The organism is Actinokineospora sp. NPDC004072 (assembly GCF_053604195.1).
Genome location: NZ_JBSGHB010000002.1, coordinates 247,828 through 268,146, shown reverse-complemented (window position 1 = coordinate 268,146; position 20,319 = coordinate 247,828). Strand labels below are relative to the sequence as shown.

Genomic DNA, 20,319 nt, shown 5'->3' with positions numbered 1-20,319 from the left:
GAGGGCTGCGAGGTCGCAGCCGCAGGCGGCGGAGGTAGGGCCGGGGCCGCGGGGACGCTGGAGGGTGCCGGGGCGACCGGGGGTGCCGCGGGTGGAGGTGAGGGTGGTGCTCCAGCGCCGCCAGCCGCGGGAGCCGGTGGCTTCGGGAGTGCGGCGGGTGGCTGCGAGGGGGCAACGCCGCCAGCAGGGGTCGGGACAGCGGGGGGTGCGGCGGGTGGGGGCGGGGCGGCGACGCCGCCAGCCGTGGCCGGGTGCGCCGTTGGGTTCGGGAATGCCGTGGGTGGGGGCGGGGCAGCAACGCCGCCAGCAGGGGCCGGGGCGGCGAGGGGTTTCGGGGGTGCCGCGGGCGGGGGCGGGGCGGCAGCGCCGCCAGCCGTGGCCGGGGGTGCCGGTGGGTTCGGGGGTGCCATCGGTGAGGGCAGGGCGGCAGCGCCGCCAGCAGGGGCCAAGGCGGCGGGGGATTTCGGGGGTGCGAGGGGTGGCGGTGGGGGTGGGGCTGCCGGGCCGGTGGTTGTGGCTGTGGGAGGGGGTGTTGGGGGTTTGGGAGGGGGTGGGGGTGCGGTCCCTCCTGGCGCTGGTGGGGCGGGGGGCTTGGGTGGGACTGGGGGTTTCGGGGGGACCGGGGGCTTGGGTGGGACGGGGGCGGCCGGTTTGGGGGGGACCGGGGGTTTGGGTGGGGTGCCTGGCTTGGGTGGGGCTGCTGCGGCCCCTGGGGTGGGTGGGCCTGGGCGGGAGGGGGTGGTGCCCGGGCGGGGCGGGGTGGTGGCTGGGCGCGGAGGGGTGGTGCCGGGGCGGGGTGGGGTGGGGGTGCTGGGGCGGGGGGTGGGGTCTACTGGGGGGCGGTTGCCTACGTCGGCGTAGAGGGCGGATTGGAGGCGGGAGAGGAAGCCTCGTTTGGGGGCGGGCTGGTCCTCGTCCTCCTCCACCGGGGGTGGGGCGGGGGGCTTGAGCCGTTCGCCGGTCCATTCGAGGAAGGCGCCGCATTGGCCGCAGAAGGTGTCGGTTTCGGCGTTGTGGTGGCCGCAGCCCTTGCAGACGATCATGTCGTCACCTCCACCCGGTGGACCACGTGGGCGGGTTTGCCCGCGGCCACCGCGGTGTCGACGACCTCCACCGGGATCGGGGTCGGGACGCGGACGCGGACGGCTAGGCGGGGGTGGGATTCGCCGGGGAGGGGGGCGGCGGGGTCGGTGGACCAGGCGACGCCGCCGCTGTCGGCGATGTCGACCGTGCCGCCGGTCAGGACCTCCAGGTGGGCGCGCAAGCCCGCCACGGTCCCCCGCATCCGGTACATCTCCACCGCCGAGGCGACGACCGCCCGGCGGCGCTCCAGCGGCCAGTCGTCGTCCAGGTCGATGCCCACCCAGCCGGACAGCCAGGTGAGGAAGTCCTCCGGGGCCAGCATCGGGTCGACGTACTCGACCAGGCAGTCCACAGTGGACAGGATCGGGGCGAGCACGTCGTCGAAGCCCGCCAGGAAGCGCTCGGTGAACGGGTCCTCCTGGTAGACCGCGGGGAGCATGGCCAGCAGGGGCGACGGCGACGGCAGGCCGGGGACGAGTCCGCGCATCAGTGGTCCTCCACCTTCACGTGGTGGTCGTAGCCGAACACCAGGCTGTGCCGGTCCAGCTCCAGCCGCTGGGTCTGCGCCCCGCGCTCGCCGGTCACCGGGTTCGCCCCGAACAGCCGGACGTCCTCGACCAGGTCCACCCCGCGGACGCGCTGGAGCAGCGCGTACACGTCACCGGCCTGCACCGGCCGCCCGAACGGCCAGCCCGTCCCGTCCGGCCCGCCGCTGATCGGGTTGAGGAAGCCGTACAGGGCCGCCAGCGCGTCGGTGCGCACCCGGGCCTGGTCGACCCGCGGCCGCGCGATCAGGCGGGCGACGACCGTCACCCCGCGGTAGCGCGGCGGCGAGACCAGCACGCGCGTGCCGATCAGCCGCACCGAGTCCAGCCGCTCGGTGATGCGGGCCAGCATGTCCTCGCCGGGCACCAGGTCGGCGAAGTCGACGCGCCCGTCGCGCTGGGCGGCGGCGGGCACGACGAGCACGCGCAGCGACCCGGCGTCGGCCTCGTCGTCGCCCGCGGTCACGCACCGGACGCGGGCCACGTCGGGGGCGGCCTCGCGGGTGATCGCCTCGTAGTCCTCGGCGGTGACCGCCCGGCTGCGGGTGCGCAACAGGATCGGCCCGCGCGCCTTGGCCTGCTCGACGGTCTCCCCGTCCACCCCGCCGGACGCGGCGTGCAGGTTCTCCACGGAGGCCACGAACGGGATGGACGACTTGAGCGTGCGGATCGTCCCGCGGCCCACGTTGCCCAGCCTGCCGCCGCCCACCGCGTACCGCAGGCGGATCGCCGCGCCCGCCTCGGGCACCGCGCCGTGCACCCGGAAGCCGCCGTCGGGCTCGCGGATCGACGGACCGAAGTGGACGTTGCCAGCGGCGGCGTCAACCACGTAGTGCCGGTCGGTCGGCCCGCTGCCGACGAAGTGCTCGACCCGGGTCCACTCCTGCCACCCGGCCTCCGACGACACCTCCAGCACCGCCGCGTCGGCCACCACCGGGCCGCGCTCGACGGCGAAGGACTGGCCGGGCACGCCCTCGGAGGCGCCCAGCAGCTCGTCGGTGATCAGCTCGCAGTGGGCGGCCTCGACCGTGCCGCCGACGGTGCCCGCGGCCACCGCCTCGATGATCGGCGACTCGTGGTAGGTCGGGAACTCCGCGTCGACCTCGACCACCCGGGCCCGCAGCCACCCGGCCCGCTCCCCGGCGATGACGCTCACCTCGTGCGTGCCCGGCACGTGCACCAGCACCTCGCCGACGGTGTTCAGCGCGCCGGTGGTGTCGCGGCTGACCGGGCACCGCACCCACTCCGAGCCGTTCCACGCCTCCCACACCAGCGGCGGGTGGTCCGGGTGCACGCCGACGCCCTCGACCCGCGCGGCGACGTCCAGCCGCACGACGCAGTGCGGCACGGCCGAGGTCAGCCCGACCAGCAGCACGTCACCGGGCGCGGGAACCGGCGAGAACGCGGGGAAGGACTCCCCCATCCGCAGCGCGTCGGTGTGGAAGGCGGGCTCGCCGTCGACCACCGTCGCCACGGCGTGCAGGGCGCAGGGGATGACCGACAGCGGGTGGGCGGTGGAGAAGACCACCGACTCCTCCATGTCGGTGCGCACGGTCGCCACCTCGGTGCCTGCGGGGATGCCGACCGGCGCGATGGCCGGGGCGGAGAGCCAGAACGTCACCGGCACCCGGGCGGTGGCGGGCGGGATGAGCCGCAGCCCGATCATCTCCAGGAACTTCACGTAGAGCCGGTCGGGCACCTGGTTGAGCCGGAACAGCAGCTGGTCGGTCATGAACGCGAAGGTCTCGATCAGCGTGACGCCGGGGTCGGAGACGTTGTGGTCGGTCCACTCCGGGCACCGGCGCATCACCATCCGCTTGGCGTCGTCCACCAGGTCCTGGAAGCGGCGGTCGTCGAGGTTGGGGGTCGGCAGCGCCATCAGTAGTCACTCCCGTCCTCGGGGATGGTGTAGAAGGGGAAGACCAGGTTCCGGCGGTCGTTGGTCTCCTTGATCCGGTAGCGGATGTCGATGAACAGCGCGCCGTCGCCATCGGGGTCCGGGCGCACGTCGACCACCTCGATCTCCACCCGCGGCTCCCAGCGCAGCAGCGCCCGCCGCACCTCGTGCGCCAGCTCGGCGATGGTGGCCGGGTCGATGGAGCGGAAGACGAAGTCGCGGATGCGGCTGCCGAACTCCGGCCGCATCGGCCGCTCCCCCGGGTAGGTCGCCAGGATGAGCCGCATCGCCTGCTCCAGCTCCACCTCGCGGCGCACCAGCGCGATTCCGCCCTGGGCGCCGACCCCGAGCGGGAACGCCCACCCGGCGCCCACGAAGTCCGTTGACAACCCATCCTCCTCAGTTGAGCTTGATGACCTGGCCCTTGATCTCGGTGGCGACCTGCCCCTCGATCTGGACCGTCTTGCCCTTGATCGACACCGGTCCGTCGGACTCCACCTTGAGCCCGGCCAGGCCCGCCTTGATCGTGATCGACCCGGCGCCGCCGCACTCGATGGTCAGCGCGCCGGGGACGGTGCTGGCGGGCGGCGCGGGGTTGCAGGTCAGCGAGACCGTCCCGGCCACCTGGTCGATGCGCAGCGCGAGCTTGTCGTCCTTGGTGCCCAGGGTGATGTCCGAGCGGCGCGGGCGCGGCGCTGGCGGGATGACCTCGTCGCCGAAGAGCAGCCGGTTGCCCGCGGGGGAGGCGATCCCGCGCTCGACCACCGCGCCGCTGCCGCTGACCGAGGTCTCCAGCGCGCCGTAGGCGGAGTTCTTGTTGATCAGCCCGCCCAGGACGAACGGGCGGCGCGGGTCGCCGAACTCGAAGCCCACCATCACCTCGTCGCCGACCTCGGGCAGGAACACCATGCCGCTGCGCCTGCCCGCGCCGACCTGGGCGACCCTGGCCCAGTCGGACTCGTAGTCCGGCGACAGCCACGGCATGGCCACCTTCACCCGGCCCAGCCGCTGGGGGTCCTTGGCGTTGGTGACGACCGCGCACACCAGCCCGTCGGTGGGCGACGGCCTGCTCGCCCCGGCCGCGGTCAGGCGCAGCAGCGAGCGGTCCTGGCGGCCGCTGACGACGAAGCGGGTGTGGTAGCCGCCTTCGGCGGGGTCGAAGACGTGCCGGGCGTTGGTCACCACCCAGCTGCCCTCGAACTGCTTGGGCACGCCCGCGATGGTGACGCTGGCCCCGGCCTGGATGGCCGGGTCGCCGTCGGCGTCGCCGTCGGCCTCGGCGAACGTGCTGGCCACGTGGTCGGCCACGCTGCGCGCCACCCGCTCGGCGGCGCTCTGCGCGCTGGGGCCGCTGCCGACCGGGCGGTCGACCACGAGGAAGGCGGTGGGGCTGGGCGACGGTCCCATGTTCAGCGACGGCATCCCCGGCAGCGGCGGCGGCGCGGGCACGGGGATCGGCAGGGAGAAGCCGCTGCCGAACGACTGCGCAAGCGCTTTCGGGTCATCGTCCACATCGGCCGACCCGGTCTTGGCGTCGGCGCGGCCCACCACCACCTCGGCCGTGCGCGGATCCCACACCCGCACCTCGACGTCCGGGGTCAGGTTGGCCGCGCTCGTGCGGGCCAGGAACGAGTGCAGGTTCTGCTTGAAGGTCAGGGTCGAGCCCAGCCCGACCATCGAGGCGAGCTTGTCGACCAGGCCGCCGCCCCCGCCGCCGGAGCCCGATGCCGGGCGGAAGAAGAACTCCCCGCCCACCACGCCGGTCTCGTAACCGATCTCGCGGGCGCGCTCGGTCAGGAAGTCCCAGTCGGTCTGGGCGATCTGGGCGATGTGCTCGTGGGTGCCGGACGAGGACTCGATCTGGCCGATGGTCAGGCCCGCCTCCTTGGCGACCTTGCGGGCGATGTCGGAGTCGGTCATGTTGACGAACGTGCGCGTGCGCCGCGCCCGTTGCAGCCGGTGGGCCTTCTCGTAGCCGCGCACGACGGTGAGGATCATCGCGTCCTGGCAGACGGCCTCGATTGCGGTGACCTCGCCAGTGATCATCTCGGTGTCCGAGCCGCCCGGGCTGCGCCCCTTGATGGTCACGACCGCGCCGATGGCCAGCCCGCTGTCCTCGACCAGGCTGCCCGCCTCGTCGCTGAAGGTCAGCTCGAACATGTCGGGCAGGTGCAGGTGGGTGTCCACAACAGCGCGGATGAGGTGCTGGGAGTGGTTGGGCATCATCGGGATGCCGATGGGGTGCCCGATGCTCACCGCGGGCATCACCACCGCGGCGGAGCCGCCGCCGAGCAGGCCGGTCACGCGGTACCCCCGATCAGCTCGCCGGGGTTGGGCAGGTACAGCGTGCGGCCCGGACGCACCCTGCTGGGGTCGGTGATCCCGTTGACCTCGGCGATGCGCCGCCACAGGCCCGGCCTGCCATAGCGGGTGGTGGCGATGGAGATCAGCGTCTCGCCCTCGGCGACGGTGTGGCTGGCGCGACCGGGCAGGCCGCCGGAGGTCGGGTTGGTCGGCAGGCTGGCCAATGCGCTGGGCTGCTGGCGCAGCTTCATGTCGACCTCGGCGCGCAGCGGGATGCCGGTGACGTCGAAGCGCACGTAGTTGATCGTCAGGTTGAGCAGCCGCACGTCGTACATGAAGGCCACCATCGGCGGGCCCCACTGGAAGGTCAGCAGCGGCAGCGCCGTCTCCAGCGTCGCCCCACCGATGCCGGGCGCGTCGAAGCCGGGGAACGGGTTCATCCAGCGCAGCAGCTGGTCGCAGCGCAGCTTGGCGGTCAGCCCCTCGAAGGTGATCTTGCTCAGGGTGATCTCCGGGGCCTCCGACTTGCGGGGGATGGACGCGCTCGCGCCGACCGGGTCGTGCACGGCGACCATGACCGCGCGGGTCAGGTAGCTGGTGCTGCGCCGGATGGAGATCTTCTCCGGATTGAAGTCGAAGTTCACCACGCCCGGGGACCTGGCGTCGACGGAGTACAGCAGCGCGGGCACCCGGGCGCCCGCGACGACCGCCGCGCCGATGCCCGCGCCCACCACCGCCGACGCCGCGCTCTGCGCCATGTCCGCGGGCTTGCCCACCGCCCCGGCCGCCTGGTCGGCCGCGCCACCGGACATCGCCACGCTGAAGCCGGTCACAGGAACCCCTCGTGCACCAGGGTCAGCGACTCCATCGCCACGCCGAGGGAGGTCGAGTCCAGGTCCGGGCCCTTCCAGCTGCTCGGGTAGACGTTGCGCAGGTGCCAGGAGGTGACCTCCTGGGCGTGGGAGTCGAACAGGGTGATGCGGGCGGTCCCGCCCGGGGCGCCCAGCATCGACTGCACCCACGCCTGGGCGCGGTTGCGCAGCCACGCCTGCACCTTGGCGGCGCTGGCCTTGTCCATCGCGCGTTCGAGGGTGACCTCGGGGTAGTCGATGTTGCCGGGGAGGACGGGCTGGTAGAGGTAGTTGCCGCCCTCCTTCACCTTGTGCGGGTTGAACTTGACCGCCAGCCCCTTGCACCGGGCCCAGCCGCCGAGGTCGACGCCGTCGACCGAGACGTGGAACCGCGTGGTGAGGGCCAGCATGGTCTTCATGGACATGGCCACGGCGCACCTCCTTGGCTGCTAGAACAGCATCCGCTCGTCGGGCAGGAATCCGCTGTGGACCAGTTCGAGGGTCTCCACCGAGATCTGGCTCGCGCCCGCGTCGAAGGTGCTGATCGCCCAGCGGGCGGGCATGACCTCGCGCAGGTCCCATGTGGTGACCGGATCGGCGTGCATGGCCGTGTAGAGCTCGATCACCCCGTCGAACACCTCGCACTTGAACTGGTTCTTGTCCAGCCACTCGCGGACCTGCTTGGTCTCGTCGGAGACCGCGCGGGAGAGCTTGACGTTGGTGTACTTGGTGTTGCCCGGGAAGTAGAAGCGGTTGTTGCCCTGGTCGCCCGCCCGGTACTCGGCCACGTCGAAGGCCACGTCCAGCCCGTCGGCCTTGGTCCAGCTGCCCAGGTCGTAGGTCTTCATGCCGGACATGCGCACGACGAACCGGTTCGCCATGCCGATCTTGCTGCTGTCGCTGAGCGCCACGTGCTGGCCCCCTTTCTGCTAGCGGAAGTCGGTGAGGAGCCCGGCGCGCTCGCGGTCGACGAGCAGCTCCAGGCGCAGGCGCCCGCGCAGCCGCTCGTACAGCCGGGCGGTCAGCTCCTCCAGGTCGATCCGGTCGATGTCGATCGCCGCCTGCTCGCTGCCGTGATCGCCGCCGTCGCGGTCGCCGTGGTCATCCGGGCGGCGGACGGGGACGGTCTCGCTGAACTGCACGGTGTCCCCGAGCACGCCGTCGATGGGGCCGCGGGGGCGCCTGCCGTCGGCCGACGGGTCCGACCCGGGGGATCCGCCGGGCGCCGAGCCGACGTCGACGACCTCGCTGAACTGGACCGTGTCGCCCACCACGCCCTGCGGCATCCCCCCGGGACCGGCGCGGCCCGAGCCGACGCCTGCGACCTCGCTGAACTGCACCGTGTCGCCCACGACGCCCTGAGGCATCCCCCCAGGTCCGGCGCGACTCGAGCCGACGCCCACGACCTCGCTGAACTGGACGGTGTCGCCGCTGACGCCGTCCGGCAGCCGCGCCGACCAGCCGCGCCTGCCGAGGGGCGGGCGGAAGCCGGTGAACTCCTCGCGGTCGAGCCGCTGCTCCAGGCGGTCGAGGTCGGCCTGGTCGAGGTGTCCGACGGGGGCGAGGTTCTGCTGCACGCGGTCGGCGTTGATCATGTCGAGCATCTCCGCGGCCAGCTCCTGGCGGCGGGCCTCGCGGTCGAACTCCGGCTGGCTCGGCGGCGCGCTCGGCCGGGCGCCGCCGCCCAGGCGGGGGTGGCTCCACTGCTCGACCACGCGGTGCGCGGAGGTCTCGGCGATGTGCTCGATCTCGGCGCGCTCGGGCTCCGGGAAGTGCGAGTGGGCGGGCTCCGGGGCGAGCTGGGCCGGGCCGGTGAGCGCGGGGGCGGGACCGGGGGGCGGCGGGTGGTGGAGCTGGGGGGCGGGGGCGGTGGTGGTCTCGTAGCGGCGCTCGACGGCGACGGCCTCGGCCTCCAGCGCGCGGTCGCGCTCCGGGACCCGGCCGGTGGCGCGCTGCTGGGCCACGTGGACCAGCTCATGGGCGACGAGGGCGCGGGCTTTGGGGGCGGTGATGGGCCCCGCGGCGTCGGGGAGGAAGACCGCGCCCGCCCTGGCGAACGCCCGCGCCCCGCGGTCGCGGGCGGCGGCGTCGACGGCCGGGCCGCGGACGACGGGCACGCCGGTCACGTCCATGCCGGTGGTCTGGCTGACGTCCTGGGCGATGTCCTGGGGCACCGGCACCTGCACGACGTCCGCCGCCTGCGGTGGCGCAGGCGGCGGCTCGGACGCCGGGGGCTGGGCCGGTGGGCCCGCCGACCGCGGTGGCCCGCCGGGCGGGGGCTCGGGGTGGGTGAGCTGGGTGGCGGTGAGGGCGTCGGCGAGGGAGGGGGGCTGGTCGACCCGGCGCAGGCCGTCCAATGTGTACGGGAAGCCGGTGCGGGCGGGGGCCTGCTGCTGGGGCTCCTCGGGCTGCGGCAGCGGCGCGCCGAGGCCGAGCCTGCGCGTCTGGCCCAGCGACCGCCGCCTGCGCGCCTCGGCCTTGGGCGCGGGCACCAGGCCCTGCTCGGCGACGCGCGCGGGCGGTTCGACGGGCTCGGCGGGGGGCGGGGTCAGCGGGGGCAGGACCGCGGGGATGTTGGTGGGGATGGCGGTGGGGGCGGCTTCGGGCTTCATCCACTCCGGGATGTGGCGCAGCCAGCCGGGGGCGCGGTAGGGCTCGGCGGGGACCTGCGGCTCGCCGACGTACTCGCCGGTGGCCGCGGTCAGCGGCAGCGGGGCGACCGGTCGGGCGTGGACGACGGGGGGTCGTTCGTGGTCGGCCTGCGGGGCGGGGCCGGGCTCGTAGTCGGCCTGGGGGGCGGGTTCGGGCTCGTGGTCGGGCTGCGGGTCGGAGGCGGGGCTCTGGTCGGGGGCGTGGATTGGGGTGGGCGGGGTTCCGCGGTCGGATTGGGGGGCTGTTGTCCGGGCCACCGGCACCCGCCTGGGCGCGGGCCGCGGCGGCAGCGGGACGTCGGGCCGGGCGCCCACCTCGGGGAGGGGCAGCACCCTCGCCAGCCCCTCCACCCGCCCGATGGCCTCCCGCTGCCCCACGACCCCGGCCCCCGCCTCGACCAACGGCGGCCGAACCGGAGCCTCCCCCACCACCAACGGCGCAGCGGCGGGCACCACAGTCCCCAACGGCGGCAACAGCACCCAGGCGCGCACGCCGCCACTGGACGGCGACCCCTGCCCCGCCGGATCACCGGATGCGGCGGCCCCGTTGTCGGGGGCGTGCCCGACCGAGCTGGACCCGTGGTCCGCAGGCGGGGTGTCGGTGGGGTGTCCTGAGTGGTTGGTCGTGGGTGGGGTGAGGGACCGCTTGCGCCTGCCCCAGGGGTTCCACCGCATGGTCCCTCCTCCCTACTGCTCGCCGCGGGTGTGGATGCGGCCGATCTCGGTGATCAGCCGGGTGCGCACCGGGTGTTCGAGGTCGAGGATCGAGTCGAACGGCCAGTGCAGGTAGTAGGCGACGTACGCGACCTCCTCCCAGAGGCGGTCGGCCGCGTACGTCACGATCCCCCCGGCGCATCACCGGCGAGGTCCACCGCGAAGCCCTTGCCGCAGTGCGGGCAGTCCACCGCGACCTCGGTGTGCCCGTCGGCGTTGATGCGCCGGTACAGGTCTTGCAGGAAGGCCATGTCCGAGGCGAAGAGGTTCTCCACCACGAAGGTGTCCACCGCGGGGAGGTCGCCGAGGGAGGTGACCGTGCGCTCCAGCAGCAGGACCGTCAGGTAGGCCGGGTTGGCCCTGGCCCGCTGGTCGGACTGCGTCGTGATCTCGTCGCGGGCCGTCGCCAGGCGCATGACGCCCGAGCGGTGCACCTGGCCGTGCTCGTCGACGTACCCGCGGGGCAGCGTGAACGGGTACTCGGTGCGCAGGCCGGTCGAGGTGACCGCCGCGGTCACACCGACACGCGCTGGATGCGCTCGGACACGATCGTGACCGTCTCCATCAGCACCTCGCTGGACCCGGCCTTCAGCGCGCCGATCTCCAGCTTGGACGGCCAGGCGTGCTCCAGGTGGTAGCGCGCGACGGGCTTGCCGTCGGTGCCGTACATCACCAGCGAGCACGACTTGCGCGCGGCCACGATGTCACCGGCGAGCACGGCCTCGTGCCAGGCCCACAGCTCCATGCTGGAGTTCTTGCCGCGCTTGAGCACCAGCGTCGCGGGCTTGGTCTTGCCGGGCAGCTTCTTGAGCACGACCTCCTTGTCCGTGCTCTCCATCAGCTCGACCGGCTCCACCTCGGTGGTGATGCCCTGCAGCTCGGAGAACGAGGCGATCTCGTAGCCGTCGATGGTGATGGAGAACCGGGCCGCGGTGAGCGCGTCGTTCGGTTGGTTGGATCCGAGTCCACCCGCCATTGCTCAAACTCCTATTCCTCGAGACCGGCGCCTTCGGCGAACTGCGAGATGCGGAACACCACGAACTCCGCGGGCTTGACCGGCGCGATGCCGATCTCGACCGTCAGGATGCCGACGTCGCGGTTCTCCGGCGGGTTGTTCTCCTCGTCGCACTTGACGAAGAACGCCTCCGCTGGCGACTTGCCGAACAGGGCGCCGTCGCGCCAGACCCGGCGCAGGAACATCGTCACGGTGCGCTTGACCGAGTCCCACAGCTTGGGGTCGTTGGGCTCGAACACCACCCAGTTCGTGCCCTGCAGGATGGACTTCTCCACGTAGTTGAACAGCCTGCGCACGTTGAGGTAGCGCCACTCGGGGTCGCTGGAGAGCGTGCGCGCGCCCCAGACCCGGATGCCCTGGCCGCGGAAGGAGCGGATGCAGTTGACCCCGACCGGGTTGAGCTGGTCGTGCTCGCCCTTGGTGATGTTCAGCTCCAGCGTCACCGCGCCGCGCACGACCTCGTTGGCGGGGGCCTTGTGCACGCCGCGCTGGGAGTCGTTGCGCGCCCAGATGCCCGCCATGTGGCCCGAGGGCGGCACGAACACCTGCTTGCCCGCGACCGGGTCGGCGACCTTGATCCACGGCCAGTACAGCGCGGCGTACTTGGAGTCGTAGCCCGCGAAGTCCTGCCGCCACTCCTTGACCTGCTGGGCCTTGAGGCCGGGCGGGGTGTCCAGGATGGCCACCCGGTCGGCCATCAGCTCGCAGTGGGCGATCATGGCCAGTTGCACGGCCTTGACGTCCTCGGCGCTGACCGCGCCCGCCTGGTGGGCGGCCATCAGGTCCGGCACGCACAGCATGGTGATCTCGTCGACGGCCTCCAGCCCGGCGAAGCCGGTGCGGTCGGCGGCGTTGCCGACGTACTCGGTCGAGTCGATCTTGGCGGGCAGGTTGGCCCCGTCCGGCGGGGTCAGCGCGGTCTCGCCCGCGTCCGGCACGGCCAGCGCCTTGCCCTTGGCGTCCTCGACGGTGATCAGCTTGGACTGCTGCTGCACGACGGTGGCCACGTTGTTCGGCCCGCGCTTGGCGCTGAGCCCGTCGAAGGTCTCCACCGGCTGGCCCGCCTTCTTGACCACCAGGCGGAAGGTGTCGTCGCCGTCGGGGGCGACCTCGACGGCCAGGTCGGCGTCCTGCGGGGAGCGGGCGGCCACGGTCAGCCCGGGGCGCCCCTCGGCCCCGGGCAGCTCGGCCCGGGCGGGCTGCGCCTGCCCGTCGCCCTGGGCCCCGCCCGCCGCCGCGCCGACGCGCACGACGTAGGCGACGCCGCCGCCGTTCTGGAAGTAGCCGTAGACCGCGTGGGCCAGGTAGCAGCCGGGCACGAAGTCGCCGAAGGTGGTCTTGAACTGGGTCCAGTTGGTCACGAGGACCGGCTCGTGCAGCGGGCCGCGCTCGGCGAACCCGACGAACGCCGCGACCGCGGTGCCCACGGCCTCGATGGGCCTGGACCCGGAGGACACCTCCTCCATGTACACGCCGGGCGCGAGGTAGCTGCTGGCCATGTCGACTTCTTCTCCCTCACATGCGAGCGGAACCGCCGGTTCCACAGCTTGCGCGGCCGGGCGGGGCGGGCGCAGTCGCCGCGGGGCGGGGGCCGGGGCACCCCCGGCTGCACCTTCGGGCGGCCGGTCCGCACCGGAAGGACGGGCGGCGGACCGTGGTCGCGGCCGCGGGCGGGCCGCGAGACTGGCGCCTGTGATCTCCGAGGTGGACGACGCGCTGTGCGTGCTGATCGGCCGATCCCTGCCCGAGGGCACGGCCGTGCGGCTGGACCCGCCCAAGCCCACCTGGCAGACCGAGCGGCCGAGCGCGGCGATCGATCTGTTCCTCTTCGGCCTGCACAACGACCCGCGCGGGCGCGAGTCCGGCTGGGACGACATCCGCGACGAGCGCGGGGCCGTGCGCTCCCGCCGCGCCCCCGCCCGCCGGTGCGTGCTGTCCTACCTGGTCACCGCCCGCGCCGCGAAGGTGGGCGACGAGCACACGCTGCTGGACCTGGCGCTGCGCGCGATCCTGTTCGCCGACGCCATCCCGGCCGACTGCTTCGAGTCCGCCACCGGCGAGCCGGTCACCCTGGCGCTGTCCGGCGAGGGGCCGGGCGACCTGTGGAGCAGCCTCGGGATGCCCGCCCGGGCGGCGTTCGTGTTCACCGCGTCGGCGGCCTACCAGCCCCCGGCCGAGGACGGCGTCGCCCCGCCCGCGGAGAAGATGGCGCTGCGCACGGGCCGGGAGGTCCCCGGCGCGCTGGCGCCCGCCGCACCGAAGCGGTGGGTGCGGACGTGACCTTCGCGGCGAAGATGGGCGACAAGGTGGTCGGCACCGACACCCACATCGTCCTGGTCCCCTCCCCCGGCGGCCCGGTCCCCACCCCGACGCCGCTGCCGTTCACCGGCACGATCACCGGCGGGTGCAGCACGGACGTGCTGATCGGCGGCCAGCCCGCCGCGGTGGTCGGCAGCACCGCGACCAACGCGCCGCCGCACCTCGTGCCGCCGCCGTCGACGTTCCAGGTGCCGCCGACCAACCAGGGCACGGTCATCAAGGGCAGCGCGACGGTGCTGATCAACGGCAAGCCCGCCGCCCGCAACGGCGACAAGGTCAACACCTGCAACGACCCCGCGCCCGCGCCGATGGGCACGATCATCGCCGTGGGCACGGTGATGATCGGCGGGTGAGCTAGGAGGCCACCAGCCGGTCCGGGGCGACCGGGACGGCGGCCAGCACGAGCATGCCGATCGCCGAGAGCTCCTGGTCGCGGCGCCACCCGCCGTCCCAGGTGTCGACGCGGGGCCGGGCGGAGACGGCGAGGCGGTAGTTCAGCGTCCCGGTCACGGTCACGTCGTCGCGGGCGAAGTCGACCTCGCACACCCCCGCCGAGACGGTCAGGTCGGGCACGCGGAAGGACCGCCCGGTCTGGGTGAAGCGGTGCCCGGCCCCCGCGGTGATCCGCGGCCGCGGCCCGGCGACCCCGCCCACGCGCACCCCCCGCCCCAGCTCGCGGACCGCGGCCAGGCAGGGCGCGCGCTCGCCGCCGGACACGGCCACCTCGCCGTCGAGGCTCAGCACGACCCGGATCTCGACCTGTCCGATGTCGACGGACGTGCTGGCCACGGGGGCGCGCGGCAGCCGGTAGCGGAATCCCACCATGCCCCCGACGGTAGGAAACCGGGCCGACCGGCGGCGACGTCCGTTCGGGCAGCCCTAGGGGCCGAGCGCGGCCACCGCGGGTGACCTGGGCCACTACCGGTCACCTATTACCCGGAAGTAACATGAGGTTCCCCGAGGTGAAGGAGCAGCCACCATGACCGCCACCCCCGTCGGCGCCGTCGCAGGCGCGCCATCCGTCGAGCGGGCCGCCGAGCTGGTCCGGCGGGCGGTCGCCGGGCAGGAGCCGACCTCGGTGGTCATGACGGCGCCGTTCACCGGGGAGCCGCTGGTCGAGCTGCCGCAGATCGACGACCCGGACGTGCGCGCGGCGTTCGCCAGGGCGCGGGCGGCGCAGCGGGACTGGGCGGCGCGGCCGGTGGCCGAGCGGGCCGCCGTGATGCTGCGGCTGCACGACCTCGTGCTGGCCCGCCAGGACGAGGCGCTGGACATCATGCAGGTGGAGACGGGCAAGTCGCGCCTGGACGCCTACGACGAGGTCGCCGTGACGGCGATGACGGCGGCGTACTACGGGCGCAAGGCCCCGCGGCTGCTGGCCCCGCGGCGCGCGGCGGGCGCGCTGCCGGTGTTCACCCGCACCACCGAGGTCCGCCACCCCAAGGGCGTCGTGGCGATGATCTCGCCGTGGAACTACCCGCTGGCGCTGACCGGCATGGACGCGATCCCGGCGCTGGTCGCGGGCAACGCGCTGGTGCAGAAGCCGGACAACCAGACCGCGCTGTCGGCGCTGTGGTTGCAGGAGCTGGCCTGCGCGGCCGGGCTGCCCGACGGGGTGTGGCAGATCGTGCTCGGCCGCGGGTCCAAGATCGGCACGGCGCTGATCGAGGAGGCGGACTACCTGGGCTTCACCGGGTCGACCGAGACCGGCCGGGGGCTGGCCGCCCAGGCCGCGGCGCTGCTGACCAGCTACTCGATGGAGCTGGGCGGCAAGAACCCGATGATCGTGCTGCCCGACGCCGACGTCGACCGCACGGCCACCGGCGCGGTCACCGCGTGCTTCTCCTCGGCGGGGCAGCTGTGCGTGTCGGTGGAGCGGATCTACGTGCACGAGAGCATCCGGGCGTCGTTCGTGCAGGCGTTCGTCGACCGCACCAAGGCGCTCAAGCTGGGCGCGGGCCTGGACTACAGCGCGGACATGGGCTCGCTGACCTCCACCGACCAGCTGGCGACGATCACCGCCCACGTCGAGGACGCCCGCGCCAAGGGGGCCACGGTCCTGGCGGGCGGCAAGGCGCGGCCGGACATCGGCCCGCTGTTCTACGAGCCGACGATCCTCACCGGCGTGCGCGAGGGCATGACCCTGCACAAGGAGGAGACCTTCGGGCCGGTCGTGGCCGTGTACGGCTACACGGACGTGGACGAGGCGATCGAGCGGGCCAACGACACCCGGTACGGGCTCAACGCCAGCGTGTGGACGCGGGACCGCAAGGTGGGCGAGCGCGTGGCCGCCCGCATCCACGCGGGGACGGTCAACGTCAACGACGGCTTCGGCGCGGCCTTCGGCAGCCTCGACGCCCCGATGGGCGGCATGGGCGACTCCGGCGTCGGCAGGCGCAACGGCGTCGAGGGCCTGCTGAAGTACACCGAGGTCCAGACGATCGCCGCCCAGCGCATCGTCCCCCTGCGCCCCACCCGCGCCGTCCCGGCGGCGCTGTGGACCAAGGGCCTCACGCTGGGGCTGAAGGCCCTCAAGCGCATCCCGCGGTGAGGACCCGCTAGTCGGTTCGCTCCAGGAGGCCGCGGTCGTAGGCGACGGCGACGGCTTCGGCGCGGCGGGTGGCGCCCAGCTTGGCCATGATCCGGCTCAAGTGGACGCTCACCGTCTTCTCCGAGATGAACAGCTCCTCGCCCACCTGGCGGTTGGTGCGGCCCTGGGCGACCAGGGCCAGGACGGCGCGCTCGCGGGGGGTGAACAGGTCGATGCGCTCGCGGGGGGTGGCGTCGGGGTCGAGGGTGATCCGGGCTCGGCGGGCCATCCGGCGCAGGGCTTCGCGCAGGGGCTTGGCGGACAGGGCGGTGGCCACGGCGTCGGCCTGGCGGAGGGCGTCCGCGGCGGCGGCGCGGTCGTCGGTGAGGAGGTGGGCCTCGGCCAGGCGCCAGCGGCAGATGGCCTGCTCGTAGACCGCGCCGTAGTCGAACGCCTCGACCGCGCGCTGCCACAGGTGCGGGTCGGAGGCGGTCAGGCGGGAGTGCTCGGCCTCGGCCCTGGCCAGCCACGCGCGGCCTTCCGGACCCATCTGCCCGGTGCGGGGCACCGCGGACGCCGCGGTCTTGCGGGCCAGCTCCAGCAGGTCCGCCGCCTCCGCGGTGATGGCGCGGGCGGCGTCCTCGTCGCGGCGGGTGGCGGCGGCGTGGGCGAGGTCGGCGGCGCAGGACAGGCCCAGGGCGGACAGGCGGATCGACACCATCTCCCAGCTCACGCCCGCCCACGCGAGGGTCGAGCGCAGGTGGTCGAGGGCGCGCTCGGGCTTGCCGCGCCACTGCGCCAGCTCGGCGGCCACGATCCCGGCCACGATCGGCGTCGGGGTCGCGCGGTGGTCCTCGTCGCGGTAGTCGGCCAGCACGCGGTCGACCTCGGCGAAGCGGCCCCGGCCGACGCTGACCAGCGCGCCCAGCATCGCCAGACGGCCCCAGACGACGTGCGAGACGCGGTGGCTGGGCTCGGCCGCGGCCTCGGCGGCGTCCCAGTCGCCGTTGGTGTAGCGGGTGGTCATCTGCAGGGCGCGCAGCTCCAGGCCGTAGGTGCTCCACGTCAGGCCGATCTCGGTCGCTCTGGTCACGCCCTCCTCCAGCGTGCGCAGGGCGTCGGGCAGGTCGCCGTGCTCGTACTGGTTGAGCGCCAGGGTGAACCGCGCCCGGATCTCCACCGTCGGCGCGCCGACGGCGATCGCCAGGTCCATCGCCGTGCGCAGGCCGTCGCGGGAGGCGGCGGTCTCCCCGCGGCTCTCGTCCAGCATGGCCAGGGTGATCAGCGCGTCGGCCTCGGCCCCGCCCACCGAGGCCGCCCTGGCCAGCACGACGGCCTCGCGGGCGTGCGCGGCGGCCTCGTCGGGCTGCCCGAGGCCGCGCAGGATCGTCGCGTAGGCCGCGTGCACCCAGGCGGTGACCGGCGCGTCCGGCCGGTCCCGCACCAGCTCCAGCGCCTCCTCGATGACGGCCCTGGCCTCCTGCTCGCGCCCGTCGGTGGCGTAGAGCGCCTGGGCCAGCCGCCGCCGCACGTGCGCGGCCTGCTCCGGCTCGGCCACCGGGTCGACGGCCGCCACCGCCGCCTTGGCGTAGGCGATGGCCCGCTCCGGCTCCCCCGAGGTGCCCGCGACGAACGAGGCCCGCTCCAGCAGCCGGGCGTCGGACTCGGCTGGCCGCTCGTCGGCGGGCACCGCCGACCAGATCTTCAGCGCCCGCTCCAGGTGCTCCAGCGCCTCGGCGGGCGCGCCCAGCCGCTCGGCCTCCGTCGCCGCCTCCAGCGACGCCCGCAGCGCCACGGTCAGCGCGTGGCTCTCCATGCTGTGGTGGGCCAGCGCCGCGGCGACGCCCGGCTCCCCCATGCGCGCCGAGAGCTCCCGGGCGTACGCAGCGTGCAGCCGGACCCGTTCCCCCGGCAGCAGGTCGTGGTACACCGCCTCGCGCAGCAGGGCGTGCCGGAAGGTGTAGGCGTCGCCCTCCTCGGGCACGAGCACGTTGTGCTGCACGGCTTCGCGCAGCCCCGCGTCCAGCCCGGCGTCCATCTCCGCGACCGCCCGCAGCCGCGCGTCCGGCACCCGCCTGCCGCCGACCGCGGCCATCCGCACGACGTTCTGCGCCTGCGGCCCCAAGCGCTCGATGCGGGCCAGCAGGACGTCGACCAGGGTCGCGGGCAGCGCGTCGGGCTGCTCGGCGCAGTCGGAGTAGGCGGCCAGCAGCTCCTCGGCGAAGAAGGCGTTGCCGTCGGAGCGCTCGGCCAGCTCGCGCACGGCCGCCTCGCCGAGGCCGCCCTCGGCCAGCGCGCTGACGAACGCGCGGGCGTCGGCGCGGGTGAACGGCGCCATGTCCAGCCGCTCGACGGCGGGCAGGCGCAGCAGCTCGGCCAGCAGCGGCCGCAGCGGGTGGCGGCGGTGCAGGTCCTCGGCCCGGTAGGTGGCCACGACCAGCAGGGCCTGGGTGCGCAGCCTGCTCAGCAGGAACGACACCAGGCGCCGGGTCGACGCATCGGCCCAGTGCAGGTCCTCCAGCACCAGCACGACCGGGCGCTCGGCGGCCAGCTCGGCCAGCAGCGCGTGCACGGCGTCGAACAGCTGCAGCTGGTTGAGGTCCTGCTCGGCGCGCGGGCCGCCGGTGGCCGCGGTGACCAGGCCCGCGTCGGGCAGGCCCAGCTCCACCCAGTCGCCGAAGAGCCGGGCCAGCGCCGCCCGCGCGCCAGCGCGCTCGCGCACCGGGCCCAGCGCCTCGACGACCGGCAGGTAGGGCAGGCCGGTCTCGCCGGAGTCGAGGCAGCGGCCGGTGAGCACCAGCGCGCCGTCCTCGCGGGCGTGCGCGGCCAGCTCCTCGGTCATCCGGGTCTTGCCGACGCCCGCGTCCCCGGAGAGCAGCACCGCGGCGGCCTGGCCCGCGGCGGCCGCCGCGTAGGCCGCCCGCAGGACGCGCAGTTCGCGCCCGCGGGCGACCAGCGGGATTCCGGATCCGAGGCGCGGCATGTGCGGCATGGTCGCACACCGTCAGCCGGTGACCCGACCTCCCCGCGTGCGTGTTCGGCGCCTGCGCAGCACCGGGCGGCGCGTGCCGACCGCGGTGAGCGTGCGGCGGTACTCGACCTCGGCCTTGATGCCCTCGATCGTCCAGTTCATCTCGCAACTCCCTCATCTGTGGTGATGGGGACGAGATTGCCGCTGAGGCGCGACCGCGGGCATCGGTCGATCGCGTCGCGGACAGCGGACGACCCCTTACCCCGGGGCGCGGCGAGGGCACCCGGCGCGGGGTAAGGGGTCGTCCGGGTCAGTGCTCCAGCTGGTCGGCTTTGACCGCCCCGAGCAGGCCCCGCCACGGGCCGCTGGCGAAGGTCAGGTGCCCGTGCCCGGCGTTCTTGGAGTCGCGTATCGCGGCCCCGGTGGTGTGGACCACCAGCTCCACGCAGTCGTTGCCTGCACCGCTGCGGGTGCTCTTGCGCCATTGGGCCCGTGCCAGGTCTGCGGTCACGTCCCGCTCCTTTCGGTTTCGGATCGGTGGGCCAGCCGGTCGGCGACCCGCCGGATGAGGTCGACGGTGTCCTCCGGTCGCAGCGCAGCCGCCCGCAGGTGGTCGAACATCAGCGTGTAGCGGCGCACGTCGTGGGGCTGCTCCAGGTAGATCCCGGTGCTCGTGCTCTCCACGTAGACCACATCCGGGTCGGCGGGCTCCGGGAAGCCCAGGATGAGGAACGGGGCCTCCATCCCGGCGTGCGCCCCGGTGCCGAAGGGGACCACCTGCAGCGTGACGTGCGGCAGGGCGGCGGCCTCGGCCATGCGCAGCAGCTGGGCGCGCATGACGTCGGGACCGCCGACCAGCCGGTGCAGGACGGCCTCGTCGATGACCGCCCAGTACTCGGGCGGGTGGGGGTCGGTGAGCAGCCGCTGGCGGGCCAGCCTGCCGCGCACCCGCTTGTCGATCTCGGCGTCGCCCGCGTCCGGGCGGATGGCCCGGATCACCGCGCGGGTGTAGTCCTCGGTCTGGAGCAGGCCGGGGACCAGCAGGGCCTGGTGGGCCCGCAGCGACGCGGCTTCGGCCTCCAGGCCGACGAAGGCGCCGGTGAACACCTCGGTGTAGGCGTGCCACCAGCCCTTCTGGCGGGCCTCCCTGGCCAGCTGCACCAGGGCTTCGCGCCGGTCGGCGTCGATGCCGTAGAGCTCGGACATGTCCCGGACGTCGCGCGGGGTGACGCCCACGTGCCCGGTCTCGATGCGGCTGATCTTGGAGGCCGAGCACTCCAGCTTCTCGCCGACCTCGTCGATGGTCAGGTTCGCCGCCTCCCGGTACCGCCGCAGCTCGCTGGCGAGCCTGCGCCTGCGCACGGTGGGGCTGTGACCACGCGCCACGTTCGTCACCTCGTCTCTCCCCCGTCCTCACCAGCTCCAACGACCAAGGCGCA

At 74.2% G+C, this 20,319-nt stretch carries 20 protein-coding genes; 3 read left to right on the top strand and 17 right to left on the bottom strand.

Annotated elements, in window-relative coordinates:
• Positions 1–1,039: 1,039 nt before the first annotated feature.
• The 12 genes from ACWEPX_RS03635 to ACWEPX_RS03580 are packed head-to-tail and all read right to left on the bottom strand — an operon-like array spanning position 1,040 to position 12,559.
• Positions 1,040–1,570, bottom strand: a complete 531-nt coding sequence (locus ACWEPX_RS03635) for a phage tail protein I (protein WP_451895511.1) — start codon at positions 1,568–1,570, stop codon at positions 1,040–1,042.
• Positions 1,570–3,507: a putative baseplate assembly protein gene (locus ACWEPX_RS03630; protein ID WP_451895510.1), complete on the bottom strand. Its 1,938-nt coding sequence runs from the start codon at positions 3,505–3,507 to the stop codon at positions 1,570–1,572. Before ACWEPX_RS03630 ends, ACWEPX_RS03635 begins: the two co-directional genes overlap by 1 nt.
• Positions 3,507–3,914 carry a GPW/gp25 family protein gene (locus tag ACWEPX_RS03625; RefSeq protein ID WP_451895509.1) on the bottom strand — a complete coding sequence of 136 codons (408 nt, stop codon included), beginning with the start codon at positions 3,912–3,914 and terminating at the stop codon, positions 3,507–3,509. The genes ACWEPX_RS03630 and ACWEPX_RS03625 overlap by 1 nt, the downstream gene beginning before the upstream one ends.
• Positions 3,915–3,924: 10 nt before the next feature.
• Positions 3,925–5,829 (bottom strand): phage baseplate assembly protein V, encoded by a 1,905-nt coding sequence (locus ACWEPX_RS03620; RefSeq protein WP_451895508.1) that lies wholly within the window; start codon positions 5,827–5,829, stop codon positions 3,925–3,927.
• Complete coding sequence (locus ACWEPX_RS03615) at positions 5,826–6,662, bottom strand: LysM peptidoglycan-binding domain-containing protein (RefSeq protein ID WP_451895507.1); 837 nt, start codon at positions 6,660–6,662, stop codon at positions 5,826–5,828. The genes ACWEPX_RS03620 and ACWEPX_RS03615 overlap by 4 nt, the downstream gene beginning before the upstream one ends.
• Positions 6,659–7,105: a phage tail protein gene (locus ACWEPX_RS03610; protein WP_451895733.1), complete on the bottom strand. Its 447-nt coding sequence runs from the start codon at positions 7,103–7,105 to the stop codon at positions 6,659–6,661. The genes ACWEPX_RS03615 and ACWEPX_RS03610 overlap by 4 nt, the downstream gene beginning before the upstream one ends.
• Before the next feature lie 24 nt (positions 7,106–7,129).
• On the bottom strand, positions 7,130–7,591 hold the full coding sequence (locus ACWEPX_RS03605) for a phage tail protein (protein ID WP_451895506.1): 462 nt from the start codon (positions 7,589–7,591) through the stop codon (positions 7,130–7,132).
• A gap of 18 nt (positions 7,592–7,609) precedes the next feature.
• The gene (locus tag ACWEPX_RS03600) at positions 7,610–10,006 is read right to left on the bottom strand and encodes an eCIS core domain-containing protein (RefSeq protein WP_451895505.1); all 2,397 of its coding nucleotides are present in this window, start codon (positions 10,004–10,006) and stop codon (positions 7,610–7,612) included.
• 12 nt (positions 10,007–10,018) lie between these two features.
• On the bottom strand, positions 10,019–10,171 hold the full coding sequence (locus ACWEPX_RS03595) for a DUF6760 family protein (RefSeq protein WP_451895504.1): 153 nt from the start codon (positions 10,169–10,171) through the stop codon (positions 10,019–10,021).
• Entirely contained in the window at positions 10,168–10,563 is a 396-nt protein-coding gene (locus tag ACWEPX_RS03590; RefSeq protein WP_451895503.1) for a phage tail assembly protein, read from the bottom strand. The genes ACWEPX_RS03595 and ACWEPX_RS03590 overlap by 4 nt, the downstream gene beginning before the upstream one ends.
• Positions 10,560–11,021: a phage tail protein gene (locus ACWEPX_RS03585; RefSeq protein ID WP_189211487.1), complete on the bottom strand. Its 462-nt coding sequence runs from the start codon at positions 11,019–11,021 to the stop codon at positions 10,560–10,562. Before ACWEPX_RS03585 ends, ACWEPX_RS03590 begins: the two co-directional genes overlap by 4 nt.
• 11 nt (positions 11,022–11,032) lie before the next feature.
• Positions 11,033–12,559: a phage tail sheath family protein gene (locus ACWEPX_RS03580; protein WP_451895502.1), complete on the bottom strand. Its 1,527-nt coding sequence runs from the start codon at positions 12,557–12,559 to the stop codon at positions 11,033–11,035.
• 193 nt (positions 12,560–12,752) lie between these two features.
• Here ACWEPX_RS03580 and ACWEPX_RS03575 point away from each other — a divergent pair, with 193 nt between their 5' ends.
• The gene (locus tag ACWEPX_RS03575; protein ID WP_451895501.1) at positions 12,753–13,340 is read left to right on the top strand and encodes a Pvc16 family protein; all 588 of its coding nucleotides are present in this window, start codon (positions 12,753–12,755) and stop codon (positions 13,338–13,340) included.
• Positions 13,337–13,732, top strand: coding sequence for a PAAR domain-containing protein (locus ACWEPX_RS03570; protein ID WP_451895500.1), 396 nt, complete (start codon positions 13,337–13,339; stop codon positions 13,730–13,732). Before ACWEPX_RS03575 ends, ACWEPX_RS03570 begins: the two co-directional genes overlap by 4 nt.
• Position 13,733: 1 nt before the next feature.
• Here ACWEPX_RS03570 and ACWEPX_RS03565 read toward each other — a convergent pair whose 3' ends face one another.
• Positions 13,734–14,204, bottom strand: a complete 471-nt coding sequence (locus tag ACWEPX_RS03565) for a hypothetical protein (RefSeq protein WP_451895499.1) — start codon at positions 14,202–14,204, stop codon at positions 13,734–13,736.
• A gap of 154 nt (positions 14,205–14,358) precedes the next feature.
• Between ACWEPX_RS03565 and ACWEPX_RS03560 the strand changes: the two genes are divergently transcribed.
• Positions 14,359–15,930 carry a succinic semialdehyde dehydrogenase gene (locus ACWEPX_RS03560; protein ID WP_451895498.1) on the top strand — a complete coding sequence of 524 codons (1,572 nt, stop codon included), beginning with the start codon at positions 14,359–14,361 and terminating at the stop codon, positions 15,928–15,930.
• A gap of 7 nt (positions 15,931–15,937) precedes the next feature.
• Here ACWEPX_RS03560 and ACWEPX_RS03555 read toward each other — a convergent pair whose 3' ends face one another.
• The 4 genes from ACWEPX_RS03555 to ACWEPX_RS03540 form a co-directional block, all read right to left on the bottom strand.
• Positions 15,938–18,892: a helix-turn-helix transcriptional regulator gene (locus ACWEPX_RS03555; RefSeq protein WP_451895497.1), complete on the bottom strand. Its 2,955-nt coding sequence runs from the start codon at positions 18,890–18,892 to the stop codon at positions 15,938–15,940.
• A 21-nt stretch (positions 18,893–18,913) separates the two neighbouring features.
• Positions 18,914–19,042, bottom strand: coding sequence for a hypothetical protein (locus ACWEPX_RS03550; RefSeq protein ID WP_451895496.1), 129 nt, complete (start codon positions 19,040–19,042; stop codon positions 18,914–18,916).
• Between the two features lie 148 nt (positions 19,043–19,190).
• Positions 19,191–19,391 (bottom strand): DUF397 domain-containing protein, encoded by a 201-nt coding sequence (locus ACWEPX_RS03545; RefSeq protein WP_451895495.1) that lies wholly within the window; start codon positions 19,389–19,391, stop codon positions 19,191–19,193.
• A complete protein-coding gene (locus ACWEPX_RS03540; protein WP_451895732.1) occupies positions 19,388–20,266 on the bottom strand; it encodes a helix-turn-helix domain-containing protein in 879 nt (292 codons plus the stop codon). Before ACWEPX_RS03540 ends, ACWEPX_RS03545 begins: the two co-directional genes overlap by 4 nt.
• Positions 20,267–20,319 lie beyond the last annotated feature (53 nt).

Bases quoted from the DNA above. Each gene is read 5' to 3' on its own strand.
- ACWEPX_RS03580 (WP_451895502.1), bottom strand. From the start codon at position 12,559: ATGGCCAGCAGCTACCTCGCGCCCGGCGTGTACATGGAGGAGGTGTCC.
- ACWEPX_RS03550 (WP_451895496.1), bottom strand. From the start codon at position 19,042: ATGAACTGGACGATCGAGGGCATCAAGGCCGAGGTCGAGTACCGCCGC.
- ACWEPX_RS03610 (WP_451895733.1), bottom strand. From the start codon at position 7,105: ATGTCCATGAAGACCATGCTGGCCCTCACCACGCGGTTCCACGTCTCG.
- ACWEPX_RS03585 (WP_189211487.1), bottom strand. From the start codon at position 11,021: ATGGCGGGTGGACTCGGATCCAACCAACCGAACGACGCGCTCACCGCG.
- ACWEPX_RS03565 (WP_451895499.1), bottom strand. From the start codon at position 14,204: ATGGTGGGATTCCGCTACCGGCTGCCGCGCGCCCCCGTGGCCAGCACG.
- ACWEPX_RS03555 (WP_451895497.1), bottom strand. From the start codon at position 18,892: ATGCCGCGCCTCGGATCCGGAATCCCGCTGGTCGCCCGCGGGCGCGAA.
- ACWEPX_RS03560 (WP_451895498.1), top strand. From the start codon at position 14,359: ATGACCGCCACCCCCGTCGGCGCCGTCGCAGGCGCGCCATCCGTCGAG.
- ACWEPX_RS03630 (WP_451895510.1), bottom strand. From the start codon at position 3,507: ATGGCGCTGCCGACCCCCAACCTCGACGACCGCCGCTTCCAGGACCTG.
- ACWEPX_RS03600 (WP_451895505.1), bottom strand. From the start codon at position 10,006: ATGCGGTGGAACCCCTGGGGCAGGCGCAAGCGGTCCCTCACCCCACCC.
- ACWEPX_RS03635 (WP_451895511.1), bottom strand. From the start codon at position 1,570: ATGCGCGGACTCGTCCCCGGCCTGCCGTCGCCGTCGCCCCTGCTGGCC.